This is a genomic window from Seonamhaeicola sediminis, assembly GCF_004358095.2.
Lineage (GTDB): Bacteria > Bacteroidota > Bacteroidia > Flavobacteriales > Flavobacteriaceae > Seonamhaeicola > Seonamhaeicola sediminis.
This window is the reverse complement of the sequence record NZ_SMZJ02000004.1, coordinates 97,351-118,265: the sequence shown is the minus strand read 5'-3', so window position 1 is coordinate 118,265 and position 20,915 is coordinate 97,351. Positions and strand designations below refer to the sequence as shown.

23 protein-coding genes and 1 tRNA gene are annotated in these 20,915 nt (G+C 32.4%); 13 read left to right on the top strand and 11 right to left on the bottom strand.

Going from position 1 to position 20,915, the window contains the following annotated elements:
• Positions 1–545 precede the first annotated feature (545 nt).
• Positions 546–1,040 (top strand): RNA polymerase sigma factor, encoded by a 495-nt coding sequence (locus tag E1J38_RS06870; RefSeq protein ID WP_133355311.1) that lies wholly within the window; start codon positions 546–548, stop codon positions 1,038–1,040.
• A 3-nt stretch (positions 1,041–1,043) separates the two neighbouring features.
• Positions 1,044–1,673 (top strand): DUF8845 family protein, encoded by a 630-nt coding sequence (locus E1J38_RS06865; RefSeq protein WP_133355310.1) that lies wholly within the window; start codon positions 1,044–1,046, stop codon positions 1,671–1,673.
• A gap of 106 nt (positions 1,674–1,779) precedes the next feature.
• Here E1J38_RS06865 and E1J38_RS06860 read toward each other — a convergent pair whose 3' ends face one another.
• The 5 genes from E1J38_RS06860 to E1J38_RS06840 form a co-directional block, all read right to left on the bottom strand.
• The gene (locus E1J38_RS06860) at positions 1,780–2,367 is read right to left on the bottom strand and encodes a pseudouridine synthase (RefSeq protein ID WP_133355309.1); all 588 of its coding nucleotides are present in this window, start codon (positions 2,365–2,367) and stop codon (positions 1,780–1,782) included.
• Entirely contained in the window at positions 2,354–4,645 is a 2,292-nt protein-coding gene (locus E1J38_RS06855; protein ID WP_133355308.1) for a type IA DNA topoisomerase, read from the bottom strand. The genes E1J38_RS06860 and E1J38_RS06855 overlap by 14 nt, the downstream gene beginning before the upstream one ends.
• 87 nt (positions 4,646–4,732) lie before the next feature.
• Complete coding sequence (locus E1J38_RS06850) at positions 4,733–4,969, bottom strand: hypothetical protein (protein WP_133355307.1); 237 nt, start codon at positions 4,967–4,969, stop codon at positions 4,733–4,735.
• A gap of 27 nt (positions 4,970–4,996) precedes the next feature.
• Entirely contained in the window at positions 4,997–5,794 is a 798-nt protein-coding gene (locus E1J38_RS06845) for a lysophospholipid acyltransferase family protein (RefSeq protein ID WP_133355306.1), read from the bottom strand.
• A 52-nt stretch (positions 5,795–5,846) separates the two neighbouring features.
• On the bottom strand, positions 5,847–6,488 hold the full coding sequence (locus tag E1J38_RS06840) for an NUDIX hydrolase (RefSeq protein ID WP_133355305.1): 642 nt from the start codon (positions 6,486–6,488) through the stop codon (positions 5,847–5,849).
• Positions 6,489–6,493: 5 nt separating this feature from the next.
• Here E1J38_RS06840 and E1J38_RS06835 point away from each other — a divergent pair, with 5 nt between their 5' ends.
• Positions 6,494–7,198, top strand: a complete 705-nt coding sequence (locus E1J38_RS06835) for a peptidylprolyl isomerase (protein ID WP_133355304.1) — start codon at positions 6,494–6,496, stop codon at positions 7,196–7,198.
• Positions 7,199–7,256: 58 nt separating this feature from the next.
• Here E1J38_RS06835 and E1J38_RS06830 read toward each other — a convergent pair whose 3' ends face one another.
• Positions 7,257–7,976: an RDD family protein gene (locus tag E1J38_RS06830; protein ID WP_133355303.1), complete on the bottom strand. Its 720-nt coding sequence runs from the start codon at positions 7,974–7,976 to the stop codon at positions 7,257–7,259.
• Positions 7,977–8,000: 24 nt separating this feature from the next.
• Here E1J38_RS06830 and E1J38_RS06825 point away from each other — a divergent pair, with 24 nt between their 5' ends.
• The 5 genes from E1J38_RS06825 to E1J38_RS06805 all read left to right on the top strand — a co-directional run bounded on the left by E1J38_RS06825 (position 8,001) and on the right by E1J38_RS06805 (position 13,371).
• Positions 8,001–8,990 carry a stage II sporulation protein M gene (locus E1J38_RS06825; protein ID WP_133355302.1) on the top strand — a complete coding sequence of 330 codons (990 nt, stop codon included), beginning with the start codon at positions 8,001–8,003 and terminating at the stop codon, positions 8,988–8,990.
• Entirely contained in the window at positions 8,987–9,712 is a 726-nt protein-coding gene (locus E1J38_RS06820; protein WP_133355301.1) for a hypothetical protein, read from the top strand. The genes E1J38_RS06825 and E1J38_RS06820 overlap by 4 nt, the downstream gene beginning before the upstream one ends.
• A complete protein-coding gene (locus tag E1J38_RS06815; protein ID WP_133355300.1) occupies positions 9,712–10,917 on the top strand; it encodes a DUF4350 domain-containing protein in 1,206 nt (401 codons plus the stop codon). The genes E1J38_RS06820 and E1J38_RS06815 overlap by 1 nt, the downstream gene beginning before the upstream one ends.
• A gap of 6 nt (positions 10,918–10,923) precedes the next feature.
• A complete protein-coding gene (locus E1J38_RS06810) occupies positions 10,924–11,991 on the top strand; it encodes an AAA family ATPase (RefSeq protein WP_133355299.1) in 1,068 nt (355 codons plus the stop codon).
• A gap of 153 nt (positions 11,992–12,144) precedes the next feature.
• Complete coding sequence (locus E1J38_RS06805; protein WP_186525828.1) at positions 12,145–13,371, top strand: DUF58 domain-containing protein; 1,227 nt, start codon at positions 12,145–12,147, stop codon at positions 13,369–13,371.
• A 58-nt stretch (positions 13,372–13,429) separates the two neighbouring features.
• On the opposite strand, the gene E1J38_RS06800 is transcribed toward E1J38_RS06805, so the two are convergent.
• Entirely contained in the window at positions 13,430–13,909 is a 480-nt protein-coding gene (locus E1J38_RS06800; protein ID WP_133355298.1) for a Dps family protein, read from the bottom strand.
• Between the two features lie 103 nt (positions 13,910–14,012).
• On the opposite strand from E1J38_RS06800, the gene E1J38_RS06795 reads away from it, so the two are divergent.
• Complete coding sequence (locus E1J38_RS06795; RefSeq protein ID WP_133355297.1) at positions 14,013–14,951, top strand: hydrogen peroxide-inducible genes activator; 939 nt, start codon at positions 14,013–14,015, stop codon at positions 14,949–14,951.
• Between the two features lie 34 nt (positions 14,952–14,985).
• On the opposite strand, the gene E1J38_RS06790 is transcribed toward E1J38_RS06795, so the two are convergent.
• The 3 genes from E1J38_RS06790 to E1J38_RS06780 form a co-directional block, all read right to left on the bottom strand.
• Positions 14,986–15,183 (bottom strand): hypothetical protein, encoded by a 198-nt coding sequence (locus E1J38_RS06790; protein ID WP_133355296.1) that lies wholly within the window; start codon positions 15,181–15,183, stop codon positions 14,986–14,988.
• A 133-nt stretch (positions 15,184–15,316) separates the two neighbouring features.
• Positions 15,317–16,117 carry a TIGR00266 family protein gene (locus tag E1J38_RS06785; protein ID WP_133355295.1) on the bottom strand — a complete coding sequence of 267 codons (801 nt, stop codon included), beginning with the start codon at positions 16,115–16,117 and terminating at the stop codon, positions 15,317–15,319.
• Positions 16,118–16,258: 141 nt separating this feature from the next.
• Positions 16,259–16,711, bottom strand: a complete 453-nt coding sequence (locus E1J38_RS06780; protein WP_133355294.1) for a DUF4442 domain-containing protein — start codon at positions 16,709–16,711, stop codon at positions 16,259–16,261.
• A 158-nt stretch (positions 16,712–16,869) separates the two neighbouring features.
• On the opposite strand from E1J38_RS06780, the gene E1J38_RS06775 reads away from it, so the two are divergent.
• From E1J38_RS06775 to E1J38_RS06760, 4 genes are all read left to right on the top strand, one after another.
• Positions 16,870–17,316: a DUF4870 domain-containing protein gene (locus tag E1J38_RS06775; RefSeq protein WP_133355293.1), complete on the top strand. Its 447-nt coding sequence runs from the start codon at positions 16,870–16,872 to the stop codon at positions 17,314–17,316.
• Positions 17,317–17,593: 277 nt separating this feature from the next.
• A complete protein-coding gene (locus tag E1J38_RS06770; protein ID WP_133355292.1) occupies positions 17,594–17,935 on the top strand; it encodes a PadR family transcriptional regulator in 342 nt (113 codons plus the stop codon).
• Positions 17,932–19,761, top strand: a complete 1,830-nt coding sequence (locus E1J38_RS06765; RefSeq protein WP_133355291.1) for a PspC domain-containing protein — start codon at positions 17,932–17,934, stop codon at positions 19,759–19,761. Before E1J38_RS06770 ends, E1J38_RS06765 begins: the two co-directional genes overlap by 4 nt.
• 113 nt (positions 19,762–19,874) lie before the next feature.
• Complete coding sequence (locus E1J38_RS06760) at positions 19,875–20,606, top strand: head GIN domain-containing protein (protein ID WP_133355290.1); 732 nt, start codon at positions 19,875–19,877, stop codon at positions 20,604–20,606.
• Positions 20,607–20,722: 116 nt separating this feature from the next.
• Here E1J38_RS06760 and E1J38_RS06755 read toward each other — a convergent pair.
• Positions 20,723–20,797 (bottom strand) — tRNA-Pro (locus E1J38_RS06755).
• Between the last annotated feature and the right edge of the window lie 118 nt (positions 20,798–20,915).

Sequence of the window (20,915 nt, the reverse complement as noted above, 5' to 3'; positions counted from 1 at the left end):
TTACAAGATAAATAATTCTATCTTCTGTGAAAAAAAATCAACTAGATTTGTTTAAGCTTTTCATATAAGCATTCTTTACAAAGCAATTGTATTGTATAATCAATAAGAAGCAATCATAAAAATTCTGTTGGTTTTTTGATTTACAAGGCAAATTTGCAATAGAACTTTTAACAATTAAACTTTAAATTACCAAACTGTAAAATGTCATAAATGCATTGAAATTATTTAAAAAAATGGACTAATAATTTGCAGAAAAATTTAGATAATTATTTTTTCATATATTAGCTAATAACACTTAAAAAAACAGCTAAACCTGTATTATAGATTTTATTTATAGTTAAATTATAATAAAATAATTATCAAGTGTTTAAATTAATATTATTCAACTTTTAATTTAATATATTAATGTTTTTAAAAAATATAAATTTCATTCTCATAACCTACACTTCTTCTCCTACTTTAGTCAGAAAAATTTAGATTATTTATAACGATCTTGTAACGTTTTAAATTAATAAGCTACTTACTTATTAACCAAACCATCATTATTGAAAAACGAATTAGAACAAAGTTTTGTAGAACTGCTTGAAAAGCATCAAAATATTATACACAAGGTTTGTCGCCTTTACACAAATAATTATGATGCCCACAATGATTTGTTTCAAGAAATCACCATTCAGCTATGGAAAGCATATCCTAAATTTCGTGGCGATTCAAAATTTAGTACTTGGATGTACAGAGTGGGTTTAAATACTGCCATTACACTATACCGAAAGTCTAAAAGAACGATTACTACACAAGATTTTGATGGTGTAGCTTTTAAAATGACATCTGAAGCTTATGATGATACAGAGGAACAACAATTAAAAATACTTTACAAAGCGGTACATCAATTAAATGATATTGAAAAAGCACTTGTTTTCTTGTATTTAGAAGATAAGGATTATAGAGAAATAAGTGAAACAATGGGAATTAGCGAAGTAAATGCCCGTGTTAAAATGAATAGGATTAAAAACAAGCTAAGAACCATTTTAAATCCGTAAAATATGGATGGATTAGATTTATTAAAGAAAAATTGGAATAAAGAGCAAGAAAGCGATAAGTTATCGGCAAAAGATATCTTACCTATGCTACATAAGAAATCGTCTTCAATTGTAAAGTTGTTATTTTATATAAGTGTAGGAGAATTGTTTTTCTGGATTATTGTAAATTCTATACCCTACTTTACATCCGATAGCTACAGAGAAAGACTAAATCAGGTTTACTCTGATAATATTATGGTAGTTTTAAGTGTATTTAGCTATGTAGTTATTATACTTTTTATCTATTTACTTTACAAATCATATAAATCTATCTCGGTTACAGATAATGCGAAACGTTTAATGAAGAGCATTATAAACACTAGAAAAATTATTAAATATTATGTACTTTACAACCTAATTATGGTTGGTATTTCCATGATTATTGGCCTTTATTACTCTTTCCATAACGACCCTAATGCAGTTATAATTCTTGAAGAAATGGACGGAAAAGGCATGATGATTTTAATTGTTGTAAGCACCGTTATTACATCTATTTTAATTGTGCTAATATGGTTGTTCTATAAGCTTATTTACGGGTTATTATTGAAACGATTAAATCGTAATTACAAGGAACTAAAAAAATTGGAGATTTAAGTATTTGGGCGTTCCCCCGCTTGGTCGCTAAGGCTCTCAAAGCTAGGTCGGGCTTTCGCTACTCGCTCCCTCCCTCGTCGGGGAGCTCAAACAGACCGCTCAATCCCTAACGCAAAAATCCGCCAACTTCAACAACATCACCAACCTGCATGTTATCGAGTAAGATATTGCCCACTCGAACACGTACCAATCTCAAGGTTGGAAACCCAACCGCTGAAGTCATTTTTCTCACCTGACGAAATTTACCCTCTTTCAGTATTACCGATATCCAACTTGTTGGTCCGTGGCGGTCATCACGTATTTTTTTTGAACGGATTGGCAATTCAGGAATATCATTTAACTTAAAGACTTTACAAGGTTTGGTTTGATACTTTCTACCATCAAAACCAATTTCAACACCAGATTTTAACTGCTCAATAGCTTCTATAGATATATCACCATCAACTTGGGCATAATACTCTTTCTCAACTTTTTGACTGTTTACATAGTCACTCACTTTTCCATCGGTAGTTAACAATAATAAGCCTTCTGACTTTTCATCTAACCGACCAATAGCCATAATACCTTCAGGAAAATCAAACAAATCCCCTAAAAAGCGCTTTTTCTGTTGTTTGGAATCGTGGCTTTTAAACTGGCTTAAATATCCATAAGGTTTATAGATTACAAAATGTCTGTGAATGCTAGATGCTTTCATTTAAAATTTTATAAACAAGTTCTTTAGTGGCTTGTTGGCCATTAATCTTTGCTTTAATTTCATCAAAAGACACTTTAAAATCACAACCTGATTTGTATTCATTACACCCGTAAGCCGTTTTACCTTTTATAATGGTTCCTTTTTTACATTTAGGACATAAAAACTCTTTAGTTTTTATACTACCAGCTAATTTCTTATGCTCCAATTTAATCTGGAAATTGTCATCAAAACGTAACAAACCCTCAACTAGCCCAGTATCTGTTTTAAAGCCTTTTAAATTAACTGTACTTCCTTTTTGAAGTAATCTAATGAACTGCTTTTCAGAAATCTTTTTACCATGAATTTTAAAAGGCAATCTAAAATAACAACCTGTTTTATACTTGCTACAGCCATAGGCTGATTTTCCTTTAATTAAATTACCTTGTTCACATTTTGGGCAAGTCTCAGCTACAATACCAGCTTTGTTTTTAGTATCAGCTTTAACCTTGTTCTTTTTAACATGTACTACATGAGAAATATTAGCGCGTTTAGTTTCACTTCGTACTTCATATACTAAAGCATCTACCATACGCTTCATATTCTTTATAAAGGCACCTGAGCTAAAATGTCCTTTTTCAATATCTTTTAATTGCTTTTCCCAACGCCCTGTTAATTCAGCTGATTTTAATAAATCATTTTGAATGGTATCTATTAACTGTATGCCCGTTTCTGTTGGTAATACTTGTTTTTTATTGCGTTTTATGTATTTTCGCTTAAAAAGTGTTTCAATAATGTTGGCACGAGTTGAAGGACGCCCAATACCATTTTCTTTCATTAAATCCCGCATTTCATCATCATCAACCTGTTTTCCAGCAGTTTCCATAGCACGCAAAAGTGACGCTTCTGTAAACTGATTTGGTGGCTTGGTTTCCTTTTCTAAAAACAATGGTTCATGAGGCCCTTTTTCACCCTTTATAAAGTTTGGTAGCATATTAGGCTCTTTTTCCTTTGAATTTGGAGTCTCGAACACGATACGCCAACCTTTATCTAATATTTCCTTACCTGTGGTTTTAAAGGATACACCTGAAGCTTTACCAACAACGTTTGTGCTAGACACCAAACAATCTGGATAAAACACTGCAATAAAGCGTTTTACAATAATATCATATACTTGTTGTTGTGCTGGCTGTAAGCGGTTTTGCATACCTGTAGGAATGATAGCATGATGATCGGTTACTTTTTTATCATTAAATACTTTAGAAGATTTTTTAATTTTCTTACCTAAAAGAGGCTGCATCAAATTGGAATAATAAGTAAGCTTTTTTAGAATACCCTCCACTTTGGGGTAAATATCACTTGGTAAAAAGGTAGTATCAACTCTTGGATAGGTTACCACTTTTTGTTCGTATAAGTTTTGAACAATTTTAAGGGTTTCTTCGGCCGAAAAACCAAACTTAGTATTACAATAAACTTGCAACCCCGTTAAATCAAATAATTTTGGAGCGTATTCTTTTCCTTTCTTTTTAGAGATTGAAACAATTTCAAAATCAGATTCTTTTACTTTATTAGCTAAAACCTGACCGTCTTCCTTTTTGAAAAAACGTCCTTCTTCGTAACTAAATAGGGTATCCCGGTATTTAGTTTGCAATTCCCAATAGGATGTTGGTTTAAAGTTTTCAATTTCTCTAAACCTATTTACCACCATTGCCAAAGTAGGTGTTTGTACCCTACCAACTGACAACACCTGTTTGTAACCACCATGTTTAACGGTATATAACCTAGTAGCGTTAATACCCAAAAGCCAATCGCCTATTGCACGCGAAAACCCGGCATAAAACAAATTATCATAATCTGATGCTGGTTTTAGGTTTTCAAAACCTTCTTTAATCGCTTCAGTGGTTAAAGATGAAATCCACAAGCGCTTTACCTTGCCTTTGTAATTAGCCTCATTCATTACCCAACGTTGGATTAGCTCGCCTTCTTGTCCAGCATCACCACAGTTTATAACCAGATCAGCCTTTTCAAATAAACGCTTCACAATATTGAACTGCTTCTGAATACCTGAATTAGAAACTACTTTAACCTCAAACTTTTCTGGAAGCATAGGCAAGTTATTCAAATCCCAGCTTTTCCAATAGGGTTTATAATCTACTGGCTCCTTTAAAGTGCATAAATGTCCAAAGGTATATGTTACCGCATAACCATTACCCTCAAAATAGCCATCGTGTTTGGTATTAGCACCCAAAACAGCAGCAATCTCTCTGGCAACACTTGGTTTTTCGGCAATACAGACTTTCACTTAATCTTTAATTTATAACGGCACAAAATATAAAAATTGAAGTCTTTTTTAAAGTTGAGTTATTAGGAGTTATTAACTTTAGATGTACTAAGGATTAAAGACCTGTCCTCTGTGAGGTTTTAGTGCATCTCGAACAAAACGCATTTCATTTTCTTCAACCACAATGAATGCAATGCTATGGATATCATTTACAACATCAACTCCAGTGATATTTAGGGATAATTTTTCTTTAGCAATATAGTCCTTGAGATGTATCATGTGATGTTCTGCTATCTTTTCAGCATCAGGACCTCTAAAATCCCAAATTAGTTTTAGTTGTCTCATAAAAACTAAAATTATCTATTTGCAAAATTACCACTCTCTAAGTTTATTAAGTTCTTCTTGTTCTTTTATTTGCTTTGGAGTGAGTACTTTTAAAAATGAGGGGTGTTGCTCTATAGCAAATTCAATTTTCTTTACAATCTCATCGGTAGTTTCGGCATCATAATCAATTTCTAATGGCTGCTTGATTTCCATAGATTGTAGAATATTTTTCTTTTTAATTCTAATACCCTTTTTATCAAAAGATCTTCTAAAACCATCAATTACAATAGGCACTACAATAGGTTTGTAACGTTTAATAATATGCGCTGTACCTTTTCTAATAGGCTTAAACGGTGTAGTAGTCCCCTGCGGGAAGGTAATGACCCAACCATCATCTAAAGCTTTACCAATATTAGAGATATCACTCATACGTACTTGACGATTAACATCTTTACCTTCTGCCCTCCAAGTACGCTCAATACTCACTGAACCTGCATAAGCTAGTAACTTTGGTAAAAATCCGGCTTTCATAGTTTCCTTAGCTGCTACGTAATAGATATTTAGCTTTGGGTTCCATAGATACCCAACATTTTTAATAGAGTCTACACGCCCACTTAAACTAGCATTAAATACATGGAACATTGCCACTACATCAGCAAAATAGGTTTGGTGGTTTGAAATAAAAAGGACATTCCTTTCTGGTAAATCTTTAATGATTTCGGAGCCTTCTATCTGAAGTTCATTGAACCCACGAAAGCGTCTGTGCGTCATGGCCCCCATAATTCTTATGAGCCACTTTTTTAAAAAGAGTATATGTCCGAAAGGGTTTCGTTTAAACAATCCCATGCCTTCTGGTTCTGGTTGGTTAGTATTGCAAAAGTAATAGAAACCTTTATAACTACAACAGTTGCTTTAAAATGTCTTTAATTTCGCTTAACATCATTGCTGTTGCTCCCCAGACCGTATAATGACTTAATTTAAATGCAGGCACCTCAACCTCAATACCATACGAGGTTTTTACTTTTTTTAAAGTGATTATATCATCATCTAAAAAATGGGGCAAACCTACCTCTATAATAGTTTCTACCTCACTTTCTTCTTTTATAAATTTAGGAATTTCTTTAGTAATAGCGATAAAAGGTTGTACATTAAAATTACTGGGCGGGATGTAAACTTGGGTTAGCTTTTTTACAACTTCAATATGATTTATGGGTACACCTATTTCCTCATTGGTTTCTCTAATAGCAGCCTCTTGTAATGATTTATCTTGAGCCTCTAGCTTACCTCCAGGAAATCCCACTTGGGCAGAATGCACACCATTGTATGTTTTCCTTAAAATAAGTACGAACTTAGTTAAGTATTCTTCGCTTGGATAAAATAAGGCCAATACCCCCGCACTTTTAGCATTTTTCATAGCTTTTTTTTGATGATTAAGCAGTTCTAAACGGTAAGGAGGCACCATTTTAAAGTGAGATGCTTCGGCTGGAAGTGGTATATTTTCTATTTTTGAAATTGATTTTAAAAATTCATCAAAAATCATAAAGTATGCGCTACACGTTGTTATTATTTCTTTTCGTTCTAATATTATCATGTGAAGATAAACAAACTAAAAAGAAAAACATAGTAGAGACATCTCAAACAAAAACAGAGAAAAAAGAAACTCAAAAAGATACTAACACCACACCTAAAAGGCCTTTTCCTAAGTTAAACTCGCGCATTGCTATGGATTTCTTTTTAAAGTATAACGAGGAACATAAAGAAAATAAAGTACGCATATTTACAGATTTTGGAAACATTGACATTTTACTCTTCAATGAGACTAGGTTCCACCGCTCTAATTTTATATTTTTAACTAAACAGAAATACTATGATGGCACCCAATTTTACCGTATAGTGCCAAATTTTATTATTCAAGGTGGCAATGGTGATGATAAATTAACCCCTAAAAAAAGGGCTTATATTGGAAAATATTTACTACCTGCCGATACCAAAAGAGGTTTTAAACATGATCGTGGTGTTATTTCTATGCCAAGTAGCGAAATTGACAACCCCCATAAACTAGCATCTCCATATGAGTTTTTTATTGTACAACAAAAAGGTGGAGCTTACCACTTGGACGGCGATTATACTATTTTTGGCAGGGTAATTAATGGAATGGATGTTGTTGATAAAATTGCTGCGGTTGATACCGATGATGGCGAATGGCCTATGCAAAATGTATATATTCGAAAGGTTGAGATTATTGATTAATAATTACTATTCTTGCTAGTAACTGGAAACTATAAAACTCATTTAACTTTTAAACAAACTACATATTCTGTGTATAATAGTTGTAATCTTTTAAAATAACATCAATAAATTCCATATCTGTTTTTTGTTTAATTTCCTTGATACCCACCACTTCAACCAATTTTTTTCTAAGCTTTATCAGGGTTTGATAGTCTCTGGCTAATTTTGCAGTTGTAAAGGTGTCTTTTATGATACGTGCATCGTTATCTGACAACTTGATAACATTAGGATAAGTGGGTACATAATCAGCCTTTAAATTTTCTAAAATTGTATGTTTAATAGTTACACTATCCCTTAAATTAATGACACCAGTACCTGCAGCCATATCACCAATTCTTTGTGACTTTTTACTGAAGATAATCACAAAAAAACCTAAAAAGAACAAATAAATATCTACTATTCTAAAGAACCACCGTACTACGTAATCTGATAGTGATGCCTGAAATCCATCAATTTTAACCACCTTAATCTTTAAGGCCTTTTTACCAATGGTTTGTCCGTTTAATAATGATTCTAGAGTCACTGTATAAAACATCACAGGAAAACTCAAAACCGTATTTATAGCTATCTGTGACCATTCGTCCATATTATCATAAGCACCAACTGTCCAACTTAAAATAAGCATGTACCCAATCTTTATAGCCCAATCAATAACAAAAGCTAAAATTCGTTCTCCTATTCCAGCTGTTGTAAAATTTATTTTGACATTTTGAGTCGTGTTAATTTGTAACTCTGACATTTTATATTTTAATTTATCTTGTATATGAGAGAAGTTGCATTCATTAAGCAAAATAAAGAAAAATGGTTGAGTTTTGAGAAAGCTATTTTCAATAATGACTTCAAAGATGCAGACGAACTTGCTTCGGAATACATTCAACTCATAAACGATTTAGCTTACGCCCAAACCTATTACCCTAAAAGCAAGGTTATTACCTATCTTAACCAGCTTGCTGCTAAGGCTTTTCAGAAAATTTACAAAACCAAACGTCACGACACAAACAGAATTATTGGGTTTTGGAAAACCGAAATCCCTTTAATATGCTATCAGTACAGAAAATTTATCTACGTGGCATTTATAGTTTTTTTCGCCTTTACCGCCATAGGTGTTATTTCTGCTGCTAATAATGCAGAATTTTTACGTTCGGTTGTAGGTGACCAATATGTAGATAATGCCATTAGAAATATAGAAGCAGGAGATCCTGTTGCCGTTTATAAAAGTGGCAGTAATTGGGGAAGTTTTATTGGTATTACCATCAATAATTTAAAAGTGGGTATTATTGCTTTTGTTTTAGGCGTTTTTCTTGGAATTGGTACGCTTTGGGTCCTATTAAAAAACTGTATTATGCTCGGTTCTTTTCAGTATTTCTTTTATGAAAAAGAAGTGTTTTGGGAAAGTGTAAGAGGTATTTGGATTCATGGTTCTATGGAAATTTTTGCCATTGTTATTGAGGCTGCTGCAGGGTTAATTCTTGGTGCTAGCATATTATTCCCTGGCACACATTCCAGGTACACCTCTTTTAAAATAGGTGCTAAAACTGGTGTGAAAATTTTAATTAGCACCTTTCCATTTACCTTTTTGGCAGGTTTCCTTGAGGGATTTATTACTCGCTACTCTAATATCATGCCCAATTGGTTATCGGTTGGTATCATTTTATCTACCTTAGGATTAATTAGTTTTTATTATTTAGTATATCCCTATAAAATTCAGAAAAAAATCACTCAAGTTCCTTCATTAAGACCAATCTATTCTTGATTTTTAAAAAAGCACATATTGTTTTATACCTTATATTATTAGTTTGTTTTTGTAACAACACCTTTGGTTTAAAGCCATTCCAAACACCACAGACTTTTAGACATTTTGAAGACAATTTTAAAGATAAATACAAAACTGAACGCTACAATTATGAAGGCGTAAAGGTAATTAGGCAAACTCCTGATGGATCTGGCAATTATGAGGAATACGAAAATAAAGACACTAAAATAAAAGAAGAAAGTGATGAAGAGTACTGGAGTATTAACTTAGGTGGCTTTGGGTGGATTTTCTATATTATACTTGCCCTTGCCGTTATATATCTAGTTTATATTTTATTAAATGAAGGTGGTACCGGTTTATTTTCTTCTGGTAGAAACAAGACTATAAAAAATTATGAAGACATTACCGCCGAAAATATTGAAGAAGCAGACATTAACACTTTAATTAAGCATGCCGAAAAAGACAATAATTACAGACTAGCAGTTAGATATTACTATCTTTTAGTATTAAAAACATTGAGTCTCAATAACCATATTAAGTATGAAGACGACAAAACCAATGCCGAATATCTAAGCGAAATTGAAAATAAAACATTTAGTAGCTCCTTTGCTTACACTTCTTATTTGTACAACTATATCTGGTATGGTGAATTTACTTTAAGCCCAAATCAATACAAAAAAGCAAAAACCAATTTTACAACGCTTTTAAAGCAAGTTGAATAATGAAAAAAGAATTTCCAATCATACTTGTTATTGTAGTTCTAATTATTTTTGGTGCTTTTGCATTAGGAATTAAGAGAACTAAAACTATAGATTGGGAAGAGTCTTTTAATGAGAAAAGCACTAAACCCTATGGTCTAAGTATTTTTTATAGAGAGCTTCCGTTTTTATTTGATGAATATGAAATTAGAACTGTATATCATCAACCACATAGCTATTTGGCTGCTAATTCAGAGGATGGTTGGGGTGATCATGTGGCTAAAGGTAATTACATTAAAATTGGAAACTCAGATTATTTAACACCACTATCGGTTCATGAGCTGCTGAATTTTGTAAATAACGGAAACACACTTTTTATCTCGGATTATTATTTTGCTAAAGAAATTCAAGATACTCTTGATATTGACATAGGCTTTGAATATAACCCCAGTAAGGATAGTATTTCAGAACTTTCGTTCACCAATAAATCACTTAATTTTACTAAGATTGACAAAAATGATGGAGACTATTATTTCACTGATTATGACTCTATATCCACTACCGTTTTAGGTCATGTTAAAACTGATAAAAAGCGTACAAACTTTATACATACTTCATTTGGAAAAGGTTCTATTTACCTTCATCTAGAACCTAAAGTATTTACTAACTATAACCTTTTAAAAGAAGACAGGTATAAATATGTTGAAAGTCTTTTATCTTACCTTCCAGACAATGATGTCTATCTAGATTCCTATAGCAAATATCAAACAGGGTATGACGGTGAGGTAGAACAAGAATCTAACCTCAGTTGGTTTTTAGACCAATTAGCTTTTAGATGGGCCTGGTATACAGCTATAATTTTTGGCCTATTGTTTATGATTTTTAATGCTAAAAGAAGGCAACGTATCATTAAAATAATAACCCCACTCCAAAACACAACAGTAGCTTTTGTAAAGACCATATCTAATTTATACTTTGAAACCAAAGATTACAAAAACTTAATAGAAAAAAAAATAACTTATTTCTTTGAGAAAATAAGAACAGATTATAATTTAAATACAAATGAGCTTAACGAAGCGTTTATTTCAAAACTTGCCGCTAAATCTGGTAAGAAAAAAAATGATGTAAAAACTTTGATTAATTACATCAAACTCATACAATCTAAAAGAGAGTATTTTGAGGGCAACCTAGTTACACTTAACAAACACATTGAAAATTTTTATTCCTAAATAATTATGAAGGACAACCAAGAAACAAATAAGCAAGAGCAATTAACACCAAAACCAGATGTAGTTGATTCCATAGATGATAGTGTCTTAAAAACAGAAGAAGCATTAGAATTTAAAAACCGATTGGATTTATCTGAATTACAAAGTAGTGTTCAAAAGATAAAGCAAGAGATTGGTAAAGTTATTGTTGGTCAGAAAGACATGGTAGATATGCTAATTGCCTCGCTTTTAGCACAAGGACATTCTTTAATTGAAGGAGTTCCTGGAGTTGCAAAAACGGTCACAGCAAAATTGCTTTCTAAATCATTAAGTGTAGGATTTAGTAGAATTCAATTCACACCAGATTTAATGCCAAGTGATATTTTAGGAACATCAGTTTTTAATTTAAAAGACTCAGAATTTGAATTTAAAAAAGGTCCTATTTTCTCTAATATGATTCTTATAGATGAGATTAACAGAGCGCCTGCTAAAACCCAAGCTTCACTTTTTGAAGTAATGGAAGAACGGCAAATTACCATTGACGGTAACAAATTTAAATTAGAGGTGCCTTTTATGGTTTTAGCTACTCAAAACCCTATTGAACAAGAAGGAACCTACAGATTACCAGAAGCGCAGTTAGATAGATTTTTATTTAAAATTGATGTAGACTACCCGACTCTTGATGAAGAGGTGGAAATATTAGAACGTGAGCATGCGTTGAAAGATGAGCAAAAAACAGATAAAATAAACTCATTTTTAACAGCTTCTCAAATTGCTAATTATCAAACCTTGGTGAGTCAAATTATCGTTGAAAAACACCTTTTAAAATATATTGCAGAATTAATTGTTGCCACAAGAAGCAACCGCTTTTTGTATTTAGGAGCATCACCAAGGGCGTCTATTTCAATTTTAAAAGCAAGTAAAGCATTTGCCGCCATGACTGGGAGAGATTTTGTAACTCCAGAAGACATTAAACGTGCCGCTGTACCTGTACTTCACCATAGAGTTATTGTAACTCCAGAACGTGAAATGGAAGGTGTAACCAGTAAACAAATCATAAAACAAATCATTGAAACCGTTGAGATTCCTAGATAGTAAGTTTTTTACACTAACAGTTTCCAGCACTAATCACTAATAAAGCTATTGAAATTCTTTAAACCATTTTACATCCAACCTAGGTTCTTTTTTGCTGGTATAGGTATAGTAACTTTATTCAGTCTCAGCTACTTTATACCAGTACTATTTAACATGGCACAGTTATCTATTCTGGTTTTGGTGTTTTTGTTTTTAGTAGACTTCATTATCATTTTTATTGGCAATAACAAGCTAAAAGCAAAACGTATTGTTCCTGAAAGATTTTCAAATGGCGATAAAAATAACATCAGCATAGAGGTAACCAACTATCATCCCTTTACGATATTCATAGTAATTATAGATGAATTACCAGAACAGTTTCAAAACAGAAATTTTAAACTTAAAAATATTCTAAACCCCAGAAAGACTAGAACAATTTCATATGAAATAAGACCAACAGAACGTGGCGAATATCACTTTGGAGATTTAAATATTTATGTATGCTCTGTTTTAAAATTAGTAGCAAAACGATACAAATTTGATAATGGTGCCATGATACCAACTTACCCTAGTTTTAAACAATTAAAAAAGTTTGAACTACTAAATATTAATAAAAATTCTACCGATTATGGTATAAAAAAAGTACGTAGATTGGGGCACACCATGGAGTTTGAACAAATAAAAGAGTATGTACAAGGTGATGATATTCGTACCATAAACTGGAAAGCCACTGCCAAGAAAAACCAACTAATGGTAAACCAATTCCAAGATGAAAAATCGCAGCCAGTATATTCGGTGATAGATAGAGGCCGAACCATGAAAATGCCTTTTAATGGTTTAAGTTTATTAGACTACGCCATTAATTCAACCTTGGTAATAAGCAACATTGTTTTAAAAAAACATGATAAAGCAGGGATGCTTTCATTCTCAAAAAAAATAAACAATGTTGTAGCTGCTGAAAGGCGTAGTGCACAAATGCAACTTATCTTAGAAGGGCTGTATAATGTAAAAACTAATTTTTTTGAAAGTGATTTTGGTAGGCTTTATAATAATTTAAAAAAGCATGTTACCCACCGAAGTTTAATTTTACTTTATACCAATTTTGAAACATTAGACGCCTTAAATAGGCAACTGCCTTACTTAAAGGCCATTTCTAAAAATCACCTGTTAGTGGTCATCTTTTTTCAAAATACAGAACTAAATAAACTAATAGAGAATAAAGCCGAGACTATTCAAGATGTATATGATAAAGTGATTGCTGAAAAATTCGATTTTGAAAAACGCTTGATTGTAAACCAATTAAAGAAATATGGTATTTACTCTATTTTAAGCACACCAGAGAATTTAACTATTGATACTATTAACAAGTACTTAGAAATTAAGGCTAGAGGATTATTATAAAAAGCCCCTTTTAAATAATTCTTTAAAAAGGGCTCCTTGCTATTAATCAACCAAAAAACTAAACATCTTCATTCAACCAAGCTTTCATCATCCACACCGTTTTCTCTTGTTCTGTTATAAAATCGCTCATCATGCTATTAGTTCCTTCATCATTAGCATCTCCAGATTTTTCTAATATCTCTCTTTCAATTTTGAGTAATTCAGTCAAAGAATTTACTATTAATCTTACTGCCTTGACATCCTCAGAAATATTTTTTCCAACTGGCACTTTAGCCTGAGCCGAATAAGCTTCAAATGTATGCAATGGTGTTTCTCCAAGTGTTAAAATACGCTCTGCTATTTCATCAACCTTAATATTTGCATCGTTATAAAGCTCTTCAAACTTGGTATGCAAATCAAAAAAGGCTTTCCCTTTGATGTTCCAGTGAATACCTCTTAAGTTTTGATAATATGTTTGAAAATTGGCTAATAAATGGTTTAAATCATTAGCCAAAACTTTAGTTTTTTTACTGTCTAATCCTATACTATTGAGTATCATTTTATTATAATTTTTATTTATTACAAATTTAACTTAAAATAAACCATATTTATTATAGTTTTTATTGATACATTTTATATTTTTATAACCTAAATTGATACCAATGACAATCACACAACTATATTATGTATTGGCAGTTGCCGAACAACAAAACTTCACAAAAGCCGCAGAGAAATGTTTTGTTACCCAACCTACATTAAGTATGCAAATTCAAAAGTTAGAAGATCAGTTAGATGTTCAAATTTTTGACAGAAGTAAAAAACCTATTGAGTTAACCGAAGTTGGCAAGAAAATAGTAACTCAGGCAAGAAATATTGTCAATGAATCGTACAGAATACAAGATATTGTAGACCAGCAAAAAGGTTTTATTGGTGGTGAGTTTAAACTTGGAGTGATACCAACCATCATGCCCACACTATTACCAATGTTCCTTAAAACCTTCATAAAAAGACATCCTAAAGTAAAACTTAAAATAGAAGAGTTAACGACTGAAGAAATTATTTCTAGAATAAAAGATGGTCATTTAGATGCTGCCATAGCGGCTACACCTTTAGAAGATGAGAATATAAAGGAACGCGTTTTATATTTTGAACCTTTTGTTTGTTACATACCAAAAAATCACAAATTATTTGGAAAACAAAACATTGACAGTACAGATTTGGAAATAGATAATATGCTTTTACTTGAAGATGGACATTGCTTTAGAGATGGTGTTATTAATTTATGTAAAGTTTTCAAAAACCATATTGATGACAAGTTTCAACTAGAAAGTGGCAGTATTGAGACGCTTATAAAACTCTCAAATGAAGGTTTAGGCATGACACTTTTACCCTATTTACACACCTTGGATATTAGAGAAAAGGAAAAAGAGAATTTACACTTTTTTAATGATCCACCACCTGCAAGAGAAGTAAGTATTATTTACCACAAAAGTGAATTAAAAATGCAAATTATTGAAGCTTTGCAAGACGTTATCTCAGGAATTATAAGAGGCGCTATAGCGTTTCAAGACGTAAAAATTATTAGTCCTATACCAAAATAGAAGACACTAAAAAGCGACCTATAGGTCGCTTTTTTTATGGTTTTAAATAAATTAAACATCTGTCTAAATCTGGGTTTTGCTGTACAAGAGATTGAATAAATATTTTAAGCTCTTCAATTTCATATGGCAGTAATCTTGTTACTGCTTTTTGTACTTCTCTGCAAAACAACGTAGCATCAAAACTAACTTTATTAAGTACAGTTTTAGTATACTCTAACATTGCTCTCGCCATAGTTATCTTAAGGTTTTAGGTTTCAGTATTAATAAATGTAGATTTGTTTTATAGGCTATAAATTTGCATTTATTCCAAAAGTAAATTTAGTAAAAAATTCCATTTCAAATTGTATTTAGCCTAAATTTAACATTTAAAATCGATTATCTCCATCTAGTAAATCACCTATCCCCCCAAGTATACTGCCTTCACCTTTATTTTTACCTCCACCCTGCGGTGCTGATGCTAGCACTCTTCCTGCTAACCTGCTAAATGGTAGTGATTGAATATAAATTGTTCCTGGTCCTTGCAATGTAGCAAAGAAAAGTCCTTCACCCCCAAAAATGGTGTTTTTTATACCACCAACAAACTCAATATCGTAATCTACCGTATGGTCAAAACCTACGATACAACCTGTATCTACTTTTAGAATTTCTCCAGCCATTAATTCCTTTTTTGCCATAGTACCACCTGCATGAACAAAGGCCATTCCGTCGCCTTCAAGTTTTTGCATTATAAAACCTTCACCACCAAAAAGTCCGCGACCTAGTTTCTTTGAAAATTCTATACCCACACTAACCCCTTTGGCTGCACATAAAAAAGCATCTTTCTGGCAAATAAACTTTCCACCAAACTGTGTTAAATCTATAGGGATTATCTTACCTGGGTACGGAGAAGCAAAAGCCACTTTACGCTTACCAATTATTTCGTTATAAAAAGCGGTCATAAATAGGCTTTCTCCTGTTAAGATTCTCTTACCCGCTCCTAAGATCTTTCCTAAAAACCCTGTATCCTTATGAGAACCATCTCCAAAAACAGTTTCCATTTTAACACCTTCATCCATCATCATAAAACTACCAGCCTCTGCAATTACGGCTTCTTGAGGATCTAATTCTATTTCTACGTATTGCATTTCTTCACCGTAGATAGTATAATCAATTTCGTGTGCTGTCATTTTTAATAAGTTTATTCGTTTATTTGTTGATGTGTTTAATGTTTTGTTACAGTATTAATTAAATTTTAAATTTTACTCTCGCTATGGTACTAACCTGTCTGCAAGCTGGCAGGCACAAAAAGCCTAACTACTTACTGAAGACTATTTCACTTTCAAACTCCACTCAAATCTAAAGGTTGAAACGGCAACGCCTTCTTCATTTACTCCAATAGATTCTAACCATATGGTTTGACCTTCACCGGTTTCAATAGCATTATAAAGGGTCTCATCAATGAGTTGGCCTTGACTACATGTAAACTTGATTCTCCCCGTTGCTTTTTTAGTATACTTTGCTTGGTTTGAAACCACTAACATAGAAATATTTTTACCAGATTCTTGAATCTTCCCAATCATTATAGCTGCAGTAGAAAGTTCTGCAGCCATACCTTGAACCGCCCAAAACATAGATTTGAATGGGTTCTGATTTATCCAACGGTGTTTTACAGAAACCATGCATTTTTTATCATTCAAATGTTTCACTCTAACCCCGCACAAATAGGCTGAGGGTAGTTTAAACATACTGAAAGCATTTAGTTTTCTGGGAGTTAACTTCATATTTAATATTTTAATTCTTCACTAATTTATGAAATAAAAACACAAAATTAAATGTTAAATTTATGTTAATATTAAGTACTATGCGTAACAAAGTACCTTATTTTAGACATATATTTGCATAAGAAACTATTATATGCTTTTAATCAATCGAAAAAACTATGTTAAGTAATCATCAAAAAAACATCGCCACGTTCATTCACTTATCAACGTTCAGTAGGTTTATTATTCCGTTTGGAAATTTTATTGGCCCCATTATACTATGGGTAACCAATAAAGATAAATCTGAGTTTATTGATGACCACGGAAAACAAGCTATAAACTTTCAAATTAGCATCTTGTTGTATGCTATTATTATAGGAACTTTAACTATTCCATTTTTCGTTTTTAAGATATTCAATGGTATAGACTTTATAGATTTTCATGGATTCCATGATTTTCACATTAACATTGGCAAACCTTCTCCCCTTCTATATATAGGAGGTGTTTTGGGAGCCTTTGCTATTATAGCTTTTATACTAGAATTAGTCTTTATTGTAATTGCTAGCTTAAAAGCAAGAGATGGAGAGTACTATAGATATCCGCTAACCATTAATTTTTTAAAGTAATGAGTGAGTGCGTTAGGGATTGAAGCAAGTTACCGTGTAACGCGGAAAGCCCGACCCGTCCCGATAGTTATCGGGAGTGTTACCTGCCTGCGATAACGCAGGTAGGCAGGCGCCATAAAAACAAAAATAATTTCATCAATATAATCAATCAAAAAATGAACAGTCTTAAAATATTAAACGAATGAAACTATGAAATGAGTAACAACCGAAAAACAAATGTAACACCTAAAGGTTAATTGCGAATTACATTTGACCTCTAAAAAATATTAAACATCAAATGAAAATAGAAAACACAAAAGCACAAATGCGTAAAGGGGTATTGGAATTCTGCATACTTTCTGTCTTGAAAGATGACGATGCTTACGTTGCAGAAATTTTAAGCACCTTAAAAGACGCAAAATTGCTAGTAGTAGAAGGAACCATATATCCGCTACTTACGCGACTAAAAAATGCTGGACTCTTGAATTACAGATGGGAAGAATCAACCTCTGGACCCCCAAGAAAATATTACGGTTTAACAGAAACCGGTAAGTTATTTTTAAACGAATTAAACACTACTTGGAGCGAATTACAAAACGCCGTTAACATAGTAACAAGCCAAAAAACAACAAAAAAATGAATAAAACAGTCAACATAAATTTAGCAGGTATCTTTTTCCATATTGATGAAGATGCATATCTAAAATTACAACGCTATCTTGAGGCTATAAAACGTTCATTTACAGACTCTCAAGGACGCTCTGAAATTATAGCTGATATTGAAGCTAGAATTGCTGAACTTTTTAACGAGCGTGTACAAAATCATAAAGAAGTTATACGCATTAAAGAGGTAGACGCCATTATTGCCATTATGGGTCAGCCAGAAGATTACTTGGTAGACGATGAGATATTTGAAGATGAACCTGAAGCATCCTATCAAAACAGAACACACACACCTTCTAAAAAACTCTACAGAGACACAGACAACTCTTATGTTGGCGGCGTTTCTTCTGGTTTAGGTCACTATTTTGGTATTGATGCCATATGGGTACGTTTAGCTTGGATTATTTTGTTTAGTGCTGCTGGAACAGGCATTTTACTGTACATCCTTTTATGGATATTAGTTCCGGAAGCTAAAACCACTGCAGAAAAAATAATGATGACAGGTGAACCTGTTAACATTAGCAACATAGAAAAAAAAATTAAGGACGGTTTAGATAATGTCACAGATACCGTTACTGACGTTGCCAAAAACGTTTCTGATACAGTTTCCGGAGCAGCAAAAAGTGCTAGTGATGCCGCAAAAAATGTAGATTTTAAGAAGCAAACTAAGAAAGTAAAATCTTCATCTAGTGCGTTTTTTGAAACCATTGGAGAAGTGTTTATGTTCTTCTTTAAAATATTTGCAAAACTTATTGGTATCTTACTCATATTTATAGGGGCCGTAACCATTATCTCGTTAATAGTTTCACTACTATCTGTAGGAGTTATAGATATTATCCAAGTGCCTTGGATGGAAAATGCCGAAATATTTAACGCTGGCAATTCTCCGCTTTGGTTAATATCATTATTTACGCTTTTTGCTATAGGTATTCCGTTTTTTTTCCTGTTTTATCTAGGTATAAAAATTTTAATAAATAATTCTAAATCTATAGGCAACATTGCTAAATTCACTTTACTTGGCGTTTGGCTCATATCAGTGATAGGCTTAGTTGTAATTGGAGTAAGAGAAGCCAGTGAACATGCTTATGATGAATCATTTACTGAGAAATACGAATTAAATATCACGGCTAATGATACTCTAAAAGTTAAAATGGTAACCAATGACGTTATGGATAGTTATCGTCGTCATCATAATTCATTTAAAGTAGCTAACAACGAAAATGGAGAAAGAACCATTTTTAATTCAGATATTTTGGTTGCAGTGCGCTCAACAACGGATTCCTTAGCTTCAGTACATATTAGAAAAAGTGCTGATGGTAGAACTTACGATAAAGCTATTGAACGAGCCAAAAACATAAATTATAATTATAGTTTCAATAATAACATCTTAATGCTTGATACTTTCTTATCAACGTCAGTAGAAAATAAATCTAGTGATCAAGAAGTATCTGTTATTCTTTACTTACCAGAGGGTGCTATTGTTAGTTTTAACAATAACACTAAATCGTTTTTAAACTATCATAAGAACCGAAGCAATATTATTTCCAGTAAACAAACAAACCTTTTACTTAAAGTAATTGAAGACAATACAGAATGTTTAGATTGCCCCAAAGAAGAAACCTTTGATGTTGATGTAGATATTAATAACGAAACATCTGGATTGAAAATAAACGAAGAAGGTGTTGAAATTAAAGGTGAAAACCTTAACATTAAAGTTGATGAAAATGGTATCAAGGGCGAGGGTGAAGAAGTGAAAGTAAACATAGATTCTGACGGTGTAGAAATTAAATCAAAAGATAACTAACAGTTCATCAATAAAAATCTACAATTCAGAAACTTAAATTATAAATCAAACTTTACAATAAAGATATTTGAATTAAATAACAAGACACAAAAACAATCAAAAAACAAACAATCATGACAACATTAGTAAAAATTATTGTAGCTGCCATTTTAAGTCTTTCGCTTGTATCCTGTAATTTTGACATTAATTTTAGCACAGGTATTAAAGGTAATGGTAATGTAATTACAGAAGAAAGAGATCTATCAGAATCATTCTCAACTATTAAAGCAGAAGAAGGATTAAATGTATATTTAACCCAAGGTAATGAGGAAAGTATTACTGTTGAAGCTGATGAAAATTTACATGACATTATTGTAACCGAAATAGAAGATGGTGTTTTAAAAATCCATACAAAACAAAACATAGGTAAGGCATCAGCCAAAAAAGTTCATGTTAGTTTTAAGAACATTTCTGGTATTATTTCTACTAGTGGCAGTGATGTATACTCAACTAATACTGTTGCAGCTAGTGAGCTAACACTTAAAACAACCAGTGGAAGCGATATGAAACTAGACGTGAATACATTATACTTAAATTGTAAATCTACTAGCGGAAGCGATTTAAAACTCTCTGGAAAGACCAAAACCCTTGAGGCAGAAGCTAACAGCGGAAGCGATATAAAGGCGGGTAATTTAGTAGCAGAGTCTAGTATTGTGAAAGCATCTAGTGGGGCAGATATTACAGTAAACACATCAAAGGAGTTAACAGCTAAAGCTTCCAGCGGTGGAGATATAAGATATTACGGAGATCCAGAAACTGTAATCAAAAGTGATAACGCCTCAGGAAGTGTAAAAAAGCTTAATTGAAACCAAACTAGATATCATCCCTTCCTATTACTAATAAATTAGGGACCTGGATGCAGTATTAACCAATCAAAAAAAGGTCTTCATGCATTGAAGACCTTTTTAATTAATTTTTTAAGTCGGGGTGGCAGGATTCGAACCTGCGACCTCCTGCTCCCAAAGCAGGCGCGATGACCGGGCTACGCTACACCCCGAAATTGTAACGGGATGCAAATATACTTTTTTAAACAATATACCATATCATTATCTAATAATTTCTTCTACTTTTATCAGTAAAATATCTATTTTAGAACCTCATTATTTTAAAATTAT